Annotated in this window: 11 protein-coding genes; 4 read left to right on the top strand and 7 right to left on the bottom strand. The window is 70.4% G+C overall.

Annotated features, from left to right (window positions below; translation table 11 throughout):
• Positions 1-59: 59 nt before the first annotated feature.
• The 6 genes from AWU67_RS02460 to AWU67_RS02435 form a co-directional block, all read right to left on the bottom strand.
• The gene (locus AWU67_RS02460) at positions 60-947 is read right to left on the bottom strand and encodes a siderophore-interacting protein (protein WP_067226337.1); all 888 of its coding nucleotides are present in this window, start codon (positions 945-947) and stop codon (positions 60-62) included.
• Positions 944-3,055: an iron ABC transporter permease gene (locus AWU67_RS02455; protein ID WP_067231937.1), complete on the bottom strand. Its 2,112-nt coding sequence runs from the start codon at positions 3,053-3,055 to the stop codon at positions 944-946. Before AWU67_RS02455 ends, AWU67_RS02460 begins: the two co-directional genes overlap by 4 nt.
• A gap of 55 nt (positions 3,056-3,110) precedes the next feature.
• A complete protein-coding gene (locus tag AWU67_RS02450) occupies positions 3,111-4,082 on the bottom strand; it encodes an iron-siderophore ABC transporter substrate-binding protein (RefSeq protein ID WP_067226335.1) in 972 nt (323 codons plus the stop codon).
• Positions 4,083-4,209: 127 nt separating this feature from the next.
• Positions 4,210-5,031: an ABC transporter ATP-binding protein gene (locus AWU67_RS02445; protein WP_067226332.1), complete on the bottom strand. Its 822-nt coding sequence runs from the start codon at positions 5,029-5,031 to the stop codon at positions 4,210-4,212.
• Positions 5,032-5,136: 105 nt separating this feature from the next.
• Complete coding sequence (locus AWU67_RS02440; RefSeq protein WP_067226329.1) at positions 5,137-6,564, bottom strand: amidase; 1,428 nt, start codon at positions 6,562-6,564, stop codon at positions 5,137-5,139.
• A gap of 121 nt (positions 6,565-6,685) precedes the next feature.
• Positions 6,686-8,092: an HNH endonuclease signature motif containing protein gene (locus AWU67_RS02435; protein ID WP_067226326.1), complete on the bottom strand. Its 1,407-nt coding sequence runs from the start codon at positions 8,090-8,092 to the stop codon at positions 6,686-6,688.
• A 1,207-nt stretch (positions 8,093-9,299) separates the two neighbouring features.
• Between AWU67_RS02435 and AWU67_RS02430 the strand changes: the two genes are divergently transcribed.
• From AWU67_RS02430 to AWU67_RS02420, 3 genes are read left to right on the top strand one after another with little or no spacing between them, the layout of a single operon-like run.
• Positions 9,300-9,725 carry a GntR family transcriptional regulator gene (locus AWU67_RS02430; RefSeq protein ID WP_067226322.1) on the top strand — a complete coding sequence of 142 codons (426 nt, stop codon included), beginning with the start codon at positions 9,300-9,302 and terminating at the stop codon, positions 9,723-9,725.
• Positions 9,722-10,624 carry an ABC transporter ATP-binding protein gene (locus tag AWU67_RS02425; RefSeq protein WP_067226319.1) on the top strand — a complete coding sequence of 301 codons (903 nt, stop codon included), beginning with the start codon at positions 9,722-9,724 and terminating at the stop codon, positions 10,622-10,624. The genes AWU67_RS02430 and AWU67_RS02425 overlap by 4 nt, the downstream gene beginning before the upstream one ends.
• A gap of 20 nt (positions 10,625-10,644) precedes the next feature.
• Positions 10,645-11,349, top strand: a complete 705-nt coding sequence (locus AWU67_RS02420) for a hypothetical protein (RefSeq protein ID WP_067226316.1) — start codon at positions 10,645-10,647, stop codon at positions 11,347-11,349.
• Here the strand turns inward: AWU67_RS02420 and AWU67_RS02415 are convergent.
• The gene (locus AWU67_RS02415) at positions 11,346-11,792 is read right to left on the bottom strand and encodes a hypothetical protein (protein WP_067226312.1); all 447 of its coding nucleotides are present in this window, start codon (positions 11,790-11,792) and stop codon (positions 11,346-11,348) included. The two genes, AWU67_RS02420 and AWU67_RS02415, sit on opposite strands and share 4 nt — an antisense overlap.
• A gap of 61 nt (positions 11,793-11,853) precedes the next feature.
• On the opposite strand from AWU67_RS02415, the gene AWU67_RS02410 reads away from it, so the two are divergent.
• A complete protein-coding gene (locus AWU67_RS02410; RefSeq protein ID WP_067226308.1) occupies positions 11,854-12,159 on the top strand; it encodes a hypothetical protein in 306 nt (101 codons plus the stop codon).
• Positions 12,160-12,182: the final 23 nt, after the last annotated feature.

Here is a 12,182-nt window from a genome sequence, read left to right as displayed (position 1 = left end):
ACCTGTCAATCCAAACTGACATACTCACAGGCTCGCGGCGGCGCGACAGGGCGGCACCGCTAGTTCTCTGAACGGCCGAGCTTCCAGTAGCCCATGAAGGCGACCTGCTTGCGGTCGACGCCGCGCTCGCGCACGAGGTGGCGGCGCAGCCCGGTGATCGCGCCCGCCTCTCCGGCCATCCAGGCGTAGAGATCGGCGGATGCCGGCTGCTCCGGCGCCCCGACCGGTTCGGACTCCTCCGGCACCTCCCAGAGGATCTCGTACTCGCCGTCCGAGGCGGGCTCCGCGGCCGGCTCCTCGCCGGCGGCATCCGCGGCAGGGGCCGGCTGCGCGCAGCTCTCCGCCCAGGCGTCGGCCCACGCCGTGACGGCCGGAACCAGTGCGCCGCCGAATGGCAGCGGCTCATTCTCGTGCCCATCGTCGGTGCTGCGCGGCAGCCAGGTGATCTGCACCCCGGCCGGCGCGGTCAGCGGCAGCGCGTCGCCGGCGCTCGGCACCTCGAGGAACACGTGCCCGGTGGCATCCGCCGGTAGCCCCTCAAGGATCACGGCGACAGCGGGAACGGCCGTCTCGTCCGCGGCGAGCAGCAGGGTGCGCGCGGTGCCGGGCCGCCAGACGTAGCCGTCCGGTTCGGCCCCGCTGGTGGCATCCGGCCCGATCAGGGAGAGGGCGTCGCCGACGGCCGCACCGGCCAGCCAGCGCGTGGCCGGGCCGGTGAGCCCGTGGCTGACGAAGTCCACGTCGACCTCACGCAGGGCGGAGCGCGCCGCGCGGATCGTGTACGTGCGCCAGATCTCGCCGGGCAGCACCACCTTGATGCGCTGGTCGGCGCCGTACCAGCCCCACTCGTTCAGGTCGGGGCCGGCGAAGGTGACCCGGGTGAAGTGGGGGCTGAGGGGGCGGATGCCGGCGACGGTGACGTCGAAACGGCGGTAATTGGGCTTCATGATGTCCTTCGTGAGCGCCAGAGCAGCCACACGAAGTATGGCGCGCCGACGACGGCGGTGAGCAGCCCGGCCGGCAGTTGGCCGGGGGCGATGACGGTGCGGCCGAGGGCGTCGGCGACGCAGACGAGCAGGGCGCCGAGCAGTGCCGACATGGGCAGCACCAGGCTGTGCCGGCCGCCGACCAGGGCGCGGGCGGCGTGCGGCGCGACGAGGCCGACGAAGCCGATCACGCCGACGGCGGCGACCGCGGCGGCGGTGAGCGCGACGGCGACGCTCAGCAGGCCAAGCCGGGTGCGGCCGAGCGGCACTCCGAGGATGCGCGGGGTGTCGTCGTCTTGCGCCAGCACGTCGAAGTCGCGCCGCGCGCCGACCAGGATCGGCGCCGCGACGATGAGGGCGATCAGCACGGGCAGCAATTGCGGCAGGGTGCGGCCGTATGTGGAGCCGGACATCCACGTGAGCGCCTTTGCGCCGTTGTACGGGTCGGTGGAGATGATCAGCATGCTGACGATCGCCCCGGCCGCTGCGGAGACCCCGATGCCGATCAGGATCAGCCGGCTCTGCGCGAAGCCGCCGGCCGCGGCGAGGCCGAACACGATGACGGCGGCCGCGACCGCGCCGGCCAGGCCGCCGGCGGTGACGGCCCAGAAGCTCGCCAGCGGCGCGATCGTGATGACGAGAACGGCGCCCACCCCGGCTCCGCCGGTGACACCGAGCAGGGCGGGTTCGGCGAGCGGATTGCGGGTGACGGCCTGCACCACGGCGCCGGCGATGGCGAGCGCGGCACCGGCCAGGATCGCGGCGAGCACCCGCGGCATCCGCGTGTTGAGAACGAACTCGGTGACGGGGCCTGCCTGCCCGGTGACCCAGTTGAGCAGGTCGCCGGCGAGCAGCTTGGCGTCGCCGAGCAGCAGCGAGAAGAACGCGACGAGCACGAGCAGCACGGCCGCGCCGACGATGAGGAGTCGGCGGGTGCGCGCGCTGGAGCTGGTGCCGAGGGCGAATCCGGCGGCGGATGACGTGCCGCCGCCGTCGCTCAACCGGCGGGCGAGGATCACCAGGAAGACGGCGCCGAAGAGGGTGGTGACCACACCGGTTGGCACCGCGACGGCTGCCGAGCCGCCGAAGACGAGGCGCAGCAGCACGTCGGCACCGAGCACGACGATGACGCCCATGATCGCGGCTGCCGGGATGAGGGCGCGGTGCCGTTGCAGGCCGGGGATGCGGACGGCGAGCAGCCGCACGATGGCCGGGGCGGCGAGGCCGACGAAGCCGATCGGTCCGGCGACGGTCACGGCGGAGGCCGAGAGCAGCACGGCGAGCACGATGGCGATGACCTGGGTGCGGCGCACCTTGACGCCGAGCACGCTCGCCGTGTCGTCGCCGAGAGCGAGGATGTCGAGTTTGTTGGCGATCAGCAGCAGGGCGAGAACCGCGACCAGCACGACGGGGCCGAGCTGGGCGACGCCGTCGATGCTGGTCTGACCGAGGGTTCCCGCACCCCAGGCGAACATGCCGGTCGTCTCCTCGGCGAAGAGCAGCAGCAGCATCGTGGTGAGCGCCGAGAAGGCGAGCGCGATGGCGGAGCCGGCCAGCACGAGCCGCACCGTTCCTCCTCCGCTGCCCCCGTTGCCGCCTCCGCCAGCGGCGAGTCCGAGCACCAGCGCGGCGGCGGCGAGTCCGCCGAGGAAGGCGACCAGGCTGCCGGTGATGAGCGGCAGGCTGAGGCCGAACGCGGCGAAGGCGACGACGGCCAGGTACGCACCGGCGTTGACGGCCAGCGTGTCGGGCGAGGCGAGGATGTTGCGCGCGACGGTCTGCATCACGACACCGGCGGTGCCGAGCGCGACGCCGACGAGCAGTCCGGCGAGTAGCCGGGGCACCCGGGAGGCGACGAGCACGGCGTTCGCCTGCTCGCCGCCGCCCCCGGTGACGACCTGCCAGAGCTCGGCCACCGTGACGGGCGAGGAGCCCTGGGTCAGGTGGATGGCGGCGAGCACGGCGACGAGCAGCAGGCCGGCGGCCAGTGCGGCGGCGAGGGTGCCGCGGCGCCCCGCCGGCCGGCCGGCATCCGCCCCACGCAGTGGGCTGGCGCTCTCCCCGGGCACGAGGTGGGCGTCTGGGCCCGCCGGGGACCGTTGGATCGAGGAGAGCACCGGCGGGTTACTTCGAGACGACGGCGATGACGGCGTCGATGTAATCGTTCATCGACGACGGGCCGCCGAACATCCAGATGCCGTCGGCGAGGCGGTGCACCTTGCCGCTCTGCACGAACGGCAGCGAGGTCCACACGGCGTTGCTCGCGAGCTCGTTCTGGTAGACGTCCATGCCCTCGGTGGCGATGTAGAAGAAGTTCACGTCGCCGAGCGCGGTGAGGCCCTCGACGTCGGTGGAGCCGAGGCCGTAGTCGGCGTCGCCCTCGCCCTTCCAGGCGTTGACCATGCCGAGCTCCTCGGTGATCTCGGCGAGCAGCGCACCCTGGGCGAACGGCCTGATCGACACCTGCCCGCTGGAAGCCCAGGCGTCGTTCATGAAGAACTCGGTGCCGGTGAGGCCGGCCTTCTCGACGGCGGCCTTGCCCTCGGCGACCTTCGCGTCGAAGGCGTCCACGAGTGTGGCGGCCTCCTCTTCCGTGCCCGTCGCGGTGGCGATGTTGTTGAGGTTCTTCTCCATCTGGCCGATGGCATCGCTGGCGTTGGCGCCGCGCACGACGAGAACGGGGGCGAATTCCTCGATCTGGGCGATGGCCGCCTCGCTGAGGTCGGAGGTGGTCAGCACCAGGTCGGGGGCGAGGCCCGCGATGGCGTCGATGCTCGGTTCGCCGCGCTGGCCGACATCCGTCACGCTCTTGTCGAGGTTCTCGGCCTTGACCCAGGTTCCGTAGCCTTCGACGTCGGCGACGCCGACGGGCATCACGCCGAGTGCGACGAGGTTCTCGGCGGTGTTCCACTCGAGCGCGACGACCCGGCTGGCGGGGGCGTCGAGCGAGATGACCTGGCCGCGGTCGTCGGTGATGCTGATGGCGGCGTCGCCTCCGGATGCCGCAGAGCCGGTGTCTTCGGTCGTTCCGCAGCCGACGAGCAAGACCGCGGTCGCGGCCGCGGCGATGGACAGGGCAATGGTGCGCTTGTTCATGGGTTCCTTGGGTGTTGTGGGGTCGATGAGGGGTTTCGCCAGCGGGTTTCGCCAGGGGATTTCGGGCATGCGGCTGCCCGGCCGGGGTGGGCCGTGCGAGTGCGGGAGGTGAGTGGGCGTCGCCGGGTTAGGCGACCGCGCGTTCCGGGGCGCGGGCGGCGTTGTGCCGCCCGATGGCACGGGTGCGCAGCTGCCCGGTGTGCTCGTCGTGCTGCACGTCGACGCGGATTCCGTAGGCCGCGCTGAGCAGCTCGGTGGTGAGCACCTGGTGCGGGGTGCCGGCGGCGCGCACGCGGCCGTCCGCCAGCAGAACGATGTGGTCGGCGATGGCGGCGGCCTGGTCGAGGTCGTGCAGCACGACGCCGATCGTGACGCCGTGCACCTCGGCGAGGTCGCGGATGAGGTCGAGCAGCTCGACCTGGTAACGCAGGTCGAGGTAGGTGGTGGGCTCGTCTAACAGCAGCACGCCGGTGTCTTGGGCGAGGCAACTGGCCAGCCAGACCCGCTGCAGTTGCCCGCCGGAGAGCCGGTCGACGGGGCGCTCGGCGAGGGCCGCAACGCCGGTGACGGTCATGGCGTGCTCGATGGCGGCCGCCCCGTCGACGTCGCCGCGCGTCCAGCGGCCGCGGTGCGGGTGCCGGCCGAACTCGACGACCTCGCGCACCGAGAGCCCGGCAGGCGTCGGCCGGCTCTGCGCGAGCAGCGTGACCCGCCGGGCGAACTCGCGGTGGCCGAGGCTCAGCGCGTCGATCGTGGCGCCGCCGTCCACCGGCAGCTCGATGCGGCCGGACTGCGGGGCGTGCAGGCGGGCGAGTGTGCGCAGCAGGGTGGATTTGCCGCTGCCGTTCGGGCCGACGAGCGCGGTGATCTGACCGGGCGCGAGGGCTATATCCGCTCCGTGAACGACGGGCGTGCCGTTGTAAGCGAGCGTGAGGTCAGTTCCGAGCATGTTTCCATATTAGGTAAGGCTTGGCTAACCTTGTCAAGCTGGAACAAGAATTGCCTCACTATTGCTGCGGAAAGCGCCCGGCTCGCTGACCGCGCCTTCGGCGTGTCACCACATCGCCGGATGACGCCGTTCCCAGTGCACCCGTCGCTCCAGCTGGGCACCGAGCGCTAGAAGCGTCGCCTCTCCCCCAGGCCGCCCGATCAGCTGCACGCCCATCGGCAGGCCGGCATCCGTGTGGCTGATTGGCAGCACGATGGCGGGCAGGCCGCTCACGTTGAGCATCGAGGTGAACGGCGTGTATTGCACCTGCTGGGCGAAGTTGCGTTCGCCATCTTCGGCGTCGTACCAGCCGATCGGGCGCGGCGTCATGGCGAGGGCCGGCGTGAGCACCGCGTCGAAGCGGGAGAGCTGCCGGATCAGCGAGCGCTCATAGGCGGCGAGCGTCTTGAGCGCTTCGGCGAGGGTGCGCGCGCTGAGGGCGCGGCCGCGGTGCATCAGCCAGCGGGTGAGCGGCTCGAGCAGCTCCTCCTGCTCGGGCGTCTCGGCCGGGATGCTCGCCGCCCCGGCCTGCCAGATCGTGCGGAACGCGGGCGCGTAGCTCGGGTCGGACTCCAGGGCGGTCTGCTCGATGCCGTGCCCCATGCTTGCGAAGGCGGTCACGGCGTCGTCGAGCGCCTGTGTCGCCTCCGGAGCGATGGTGATGTCGTAGGCGTCATCCCACGCGGATGTCGTCATCACCCCGAGCTGGAACCGCCCCTCCCCGCGCACCGCCGACGCCAGGAACGGCCCGTCGCTGCCGGGCACCCGCAGCGCGTAGTGGTGGTCGGCCGGGTAGCCGGTCGGGGCGACCATGGCGTCCAGCAGCAGGGCGGCATCCGACACCGTGCGGGCCAACGGGCCAGGCACCGCGAGGCCGGCGAGCGAGTCGATGGCGCTGCCACCGGGCACCCGCCCGCGGGAGGGCTTCAGACCGACCAGGCCACAGGCGGCGGCAGGGATACGCACGGATCCGCCGCCGTCGCTGCCGGGCGCGAAGGGCAGCATGCCGGATGCCACGGCGACGGCCGCGCCGCCGCTAGAGCCGCCGGAACCACGCGACGGGTCCCACGGGTTGCGGGCGGGCGGGCCGGCGAGGCTCTCGGTGTAGCTCGGCAGGCCGAACTCCGGCGTCGCCGTCTTGCCGAGGCTCACGCCGCCGGCGGAGTCCATCGCCTCGACGATCTCGTCAGAAACCGGCGGCACAAAGGCGGCGAACAGGCGCGAGCCGAAGCCGGCAGGCACGCCGGCGCGCATCTCGAGGTCTTTGTCGCCGAACGGCAAGCCCCAGATCGGCGCGGTTCCCGGACCGGATTCTTGTAGTCCGGCGGCACGAGCGCGGGCAGCGTCCGGTGTAACGGTGACGAAGGCGCCGAGATCGGGGTTCAGCCGCTCGATGCGGGCGAGGTAGTGCTCGGTCAACTCGAGGGGCGAGATCTCGCCCTTCTGCAGTGATTGCCACTGGTCGAGTGCGGTGAGATCGTGCAGTTCAGCCATGACCCGAGCCTATTGCGGTCGTGACGGGATGGTGCGTCAGCCGCCGCTCCATTGCCGAGTGCGTACCTGCCCGACGCGCTGGGGCGTTGCGCGGGTCTCGATACGGTCGGTCGCGGGCGGTCTACTCGACCAGCACCGGATGTCTCTCGAGGAGGTTGGCGAGCTGGGTGCGGGACTTCGTGGATCTGCGCCACGGCGTCTCGGCGTCGGAGCGGCCACCGCGGAGCCAGGGCGGCGGTTTCACATGCGGGACCCCGTCGATCATCAGGATGCGCCAACCGCTGGTCTCAATCGTCCGGTGGTGGAACCAACACAACAGCACCCCATTACAGACCTCGGTTTTACCGCCGTCCCGGTGCGCGATCACGTGGTGGATCTCCGACCAGGCAGCCGGGATCGTGCACCCCGGAATGATGCACCCGCCGTCACGCAGCGTGATCGCCCGGCGTTGCTGGGTGTTGAAGACCCGATCGCTTGTGCTGAGGCTGACCAGCCGGCCATCCTCGCCGATGAGGACGGTTTGGGTGCCGCCGGCGCAGACGAGCTGCTCCACCCCGGCCATCGACAGGGCCGCCTCGCAGCCCTCGATGAAACCGGACCCGCAACGGGCGGTCAGGTCGGCCTGCCGCACCGAGACCAGCACCGTCGGGGCCGCCCCGCCGATCCGAGGCGCGTTGGCGCTGCGGGCAGCACCGTCGATCAGGCTGGCGAACACGTCATGCCGGGCCTGCGCCGTGGCGCGCGGGTCTTTCGGGGAATCGGGGTCGGCGTCGGTGAAGGTGGGTTTGCTGCGCGGGTTCAGGTACGCGTTCAGCAGGGTTTCGAACTTGGCGTCGATCTCCGGCAGTAGCGCCATCTTGCGATGCACGAGACCGTCGCGGGTGAGGCCGGCGCTGATGCCGCGGGCCTGCATGGCACGTTCCTCGGCTGGCATGGTGCCGTCCGGGTCCAGCACGCTCTCCCAAACACGCGCCTGCCCGCGGACCTCGTCGGCCGCGAATGGCAGTGGGGACTCGATGGTGGGGCCGGTCGCGGCGGCGACGAGGGCTTGCTCGGCCCGCTCGAGGTTGAGGTCGCCGACCCGGGCCCGGATCGGGGCGAGGGTGTCGATGATGGCCAGGGCACTGTCGTAGCCGAGCGAGCCGGCCCGGAGCGCGGCAGATGCTGCGGGGAATGAGGCCGGGAGGGTGTCTCCGGTCAGTGCGGTGCGCGGCCTCATCGCCTCGCCGAGCCGCATCCGTTGGGTGAGGGTGCGCTCGGATGCCAGCGTGATGCGGGCGAGGAGTTCGACGCCGTTGCGGCAGCCCTTCTTCGCTGAGAGGCGGTCCTCGCCGAGCTCCCGGCGGGAGCGGAACGCGACCTCGCCGGCTGCCCGGATGCGGAGGGCATCGACGAGTCGGCCGGCTGCTTCGGCTGCGGCGGTGAGCTCGAGCAGGGCGTCGTCGCGCAGCATCCGCTGGTCGGAAACGGCGAGCGCGGCTGCCAGGTGAGACTGTGCCTCAGCCAGGTGCTCCGTCGCGCTTTCCATGGTTCTATTTTACGGCGAAAAGCAAGTCATTCCCGAGAAAAATGGCCGGTGTGGATAACTTTTCACGGTTTGTCGGTGGTGTGGCGTAGGGGTGTGCGGAGAGTGGTGGTCGGGTTGGAAACCGGGCTTCGGTCGCTCGTTCCTCGCTCCCTCAGCCGACGTGGAAGGGGGGGGGCGCCGGGCAATGCGGGACGGGCGGGAGTCACACGTTGGCTGGAGGGAGCGCCAGCGACCGAAGCCCTGACAGCGCCGGACACTGAGCAAGGCTTCGACAGGCTCAACCAGCGGACCGGAGGCTCCCGTTGGCTGGAAGGAGTGCCAGCGACTGAAGCCCCGACAGCGCGGGACGCTGAGCGGGGTTTCGACAGGCTCAACCATCGGACCGGAGATTCCCGTTGGCCGGAAGGAGCGCCAGCGACCGAAGCCCTGACAGTGCAGGACACTGAGCGGGGTTTCGACAGGCTCAACCAGCGAGAGGGCAGGCCGGGCGCGACTTGCCAGGCGGGCGCCGGCAGCACAGCGAGGAGTCGGTCCAGGTCGTTCTACGTCATCGAGGGGTCGTCAGGTTGGAAACCGGGCTTCGGTCGCTCGTTCCTCGCCCGCTCAGCCGGCGGGAGGGGGGCGCCGGGCGATGCGGGACGGGCGGGAGTCACACGTTGGCTGGAGGGAGCGCCAGCGACCGAAGCCCTGACAGCGCGGGACACGGAGCGGGGTTTCGACAAGCTCAACCAGCGGACCGGAGACTCCCGTTGGCTGGAAGGAGCGCCAGCGACTGAAGCCCCGACAGCGCGGGACACTGAGCGGGGTTTCGACAAGCTCAACAACGATAGGGCGGACCGGGCGGGACGCGCCAGGCGGGCGCCGACAGCAAAGCGCGGAGTCGGTCCAGGTCGTTCTACGTCATCGAGGGGTCGTCGGGTTGGAAACCGGGCTTCGGTCGCTCGTTCCTCGCTCCCTCAGCCGCCGGGAGAGAGCGGGGGCGACAAGCTCAACCAGCGGACCGGAGATTCCCGCTGGCTGAAAGGAGCGCCAGCGACTGAAGCCCCGACAGCGCGGGACACTGAGCGGGGTGTCGACAGGCTCAACCAACGAACCAGGACATGCTCAATCAGCGGGGCTGAGGGGCCTCGCGGACCCAGAGTTAAAGAGTTGACAAATCCTCAACTAGCGCGTTAGTTGGTTACATGACTAGTGAAGCGATCAAGTCATGTCGATGATCATCAGCGATGAGCGCCCGATCTTCGTCCAGATCGCCGAGCGGGTCGAGAACGACATCATCGACGGCGTGCTCGCCGAAGAGAGCCAGGTGCCCTCCACCAACGAGTTTGCCGCGTTCTACAAGATCAACCCGGCCACGGCACTGAAAGGCGTCAACCTGCTCGTCGACGACGACGTGCTCTACAAGAAGCGCGGCATCGGCATGTTCGTCGCGAGCGGCGCCCGCCAGCGCCTCATCTCGGCCCGGCGGGCCCGCTTCGCGCTGGAGTACCTGCGGCCACTTCTCACCGAGGCGACGAAGCTCGGCATCTCCCCCACACAGCTCGGCGAGCTGCTCCTCATCGAGGCCGTAGCGCAACCAACACCCCACCCCTCAGACCCCGCATCCCTCCCCCACAAGGAGCAGCTCTCATGACCGACACCTCCCCCGTCGTCTCCGTCTCCGCGCTGAGCAAACGCTTCGGCTCGGTCACCGCCGTCGATGATGCGACCTTCCAGGTGCGCGAGAACACGATCTACGGGCTGCTCGGCCGCAACGGCGCAGGCAAGACGACACTGATGCAGCTGCTCACCGGGCAGGACTTCGCCAGCTCCGGCACCATCAGTGTGTTCGGTTCGAGCCCGGTCGAGAACGCCGACGTGCTATCGAAGATCTGCTTCATCAAGGAGAGCCAGAAGTACCCAGACGAGTTCCGCGCCAAGCACGTCTTCACCAGCGCACCCTGGTTCTTCCGCAACTGGGATGGCGGCTTCGCGGCGCAGCTCATCGACGAGTTCGCCGTTCCGCTGAACCGCCCGATGAAGAAGCTCTCCCGCGGCCAGCTCTCGGCGGTCGGCGTGATCGTCGGGCTCGCCTCCCGGGCGCCGCTCACCTTTTTCGACGAACCGTACCTCGGCCTGGACGCCGTGGCCCGGCAGCTCTTCTACGATCGGCTGCTGAGTGACTACGCCGAGCACCCGCGCACCGTCATCCTCTCCACCCACCTGATCGACGAGGTGAGCAATCTGCTCGAGCACGTGCTCGTCATCGACCAGGGCCGCATCATCATCGACGCGGAGGCGGAGGACCTGCGCGGCTCCGCCACCACCATCGCGGGCACCCGCAGCGCGGTCGATGCCTTCACCGCGGGGCGGGAACTGCTGCACCGCGAAAGCATCGGCGGGCTGGCATCCGCCACCATCAACGGTCAGCTGAGCGCACTCGAACAGGCGGATGCCGCGGCGGCCGGGGTGGAGTTGCTGCCAGTGTCACTGCAGCAGCTGGTCGTGCGCACGACGAGCGCAGCCGCCCATGACTTTCCGGCCACGGCCTGAACCACGGAAGGGACCAACTCATGACCCGCATTTGGAACGTCGTGCGCATGCACCTCGTCAACCGCTGGACCTACGTCGTGCTGCCCTGGATCATCCTCGGCACCGCATTCACCATCACCATCGCAATCTGGATGATCCTGCGCTCCGTCGGCGTGCCGAGCGACGGGCTGGCGAGTGGAGCGGTGACGTCCATCATCATCTACCTGATGGTCGCCGCGATCATGTCGATCAACCTGAGCTTTCCGTTCGCGCTCGGCTTCAGCGTGACCCGGCGCGAGTTCTACCTCGGCACGGCGCTCACCTTCACGCTCATCTCGGCGGCCAACGCGGTGGCCCTCAGCGTGCTCGCCGCCATCGAGCAGGCCAGCGACGGCTGGTGGCTGGGCGGCATGCTGTTCACCGCCGCGTGGAACGGAGGCGGTAGCCCGCTCGAGCACTTCTTCGTGTACTTCGCGATCCAGCTGCTGTTCTTCTTTCTGGGCGCCGCGATCGCCACGATCTACATGCGCTGGCGCATCAACGGCATGGTCGTGTTCTGGATCGTCGGCGGCGCAGCCCTCGTCGGGCTGTTCGCCCTCGTCGCCTACACGAACAGCTGGGCCGCGATCGGCGCGTGGGCGGCCGCAAACGGCATGGTGGGAATCGCCGCTTGGTCGCTGCTTCTCACCGCCGTGGCCGGGGTCGCGGGCTATGCGGTGCTGCGCCGCGCGACGCCGAAGAACTAGTCGACCGGGTCGGTCTCGTCCTCGGTCTCGGTCTCGGGATCGAGTTCGGCCGCGATCTCGCTCAGCAGCGAATGGAAGGCGTACGGCGCCTCGGCGAGCAGCCGGCGCCCGATGACGGGCCCGGCCCAGTGCGGCCGCTGGGCGACGTTCACGATCTCGTGCTCCACGCGGGTGCCGGCCGCGGCGCCCGGCTCGGCGTCCTCGTCGAGCGGTTCCGCCATCACGCGATACTCGCCGCGGTACCACCAGGTGCCCTGCTGCACGATCTCCCGGCCCGCGACATCGACCCAGACGCCGGGGAGATCGCTCATCCGCTGCCGGATCGCCGCGAAGACGGCATCCGGGGCCGCGTCGAGGTGCCCGGCGAAGGAGCGCAGCACGGTGTGGCGCGCGGGGCGGGGCGGGAGCGCGGCACGGTCATCGGTGGGGGCGTCGGTGGGCATCCCTCGATCCTAGTTTCCGAGCTCGTGGCGCGTGCGCGCACCGATGGCCTAGTCTCGCGGCATGAGCGAAGTCGGCATGCCCAGCACCTCCGATCCCCGCCGCTCAGCATGGCTGCGGGTCGGCGGGCTCGTACTCGCCGTTCTGCTGGTGCTCACCGGCGCACTGCTGATGCTCCTGCCGGCGCCGCAGACCAGCATCGGCTGGTTCGCCTACGCCCCACTGCCGCAGACGGTATTCGCCCCGGATGCCGGCGTGCACGTGACCCCACTGGCACTGCTCGGCCTGGCACTCGCAGCCGTCGGCGCGCTCGCGCTGGCCGCCCGGGGCGGCTGGGCCCTGGCCCGGCGCGGCATGCCCCGCTCCTAGCGCGGGGCCTCGCGGCGCAGCCC

Source organism: Microterricola viridarii (genome assembly GCF_001542775.1).
Lineage (GTDB): Bacteria > Actinomycetota > Actinomycetes > Actinomycetales > Microbacteriaceae > Microterricola > Microterricola viridarii_A.
The sequence above is the reverse complement of the archived record's forward strand: the minus strand, read 5'-3'. Positions and strand labels throughout refer to the sequence as shown.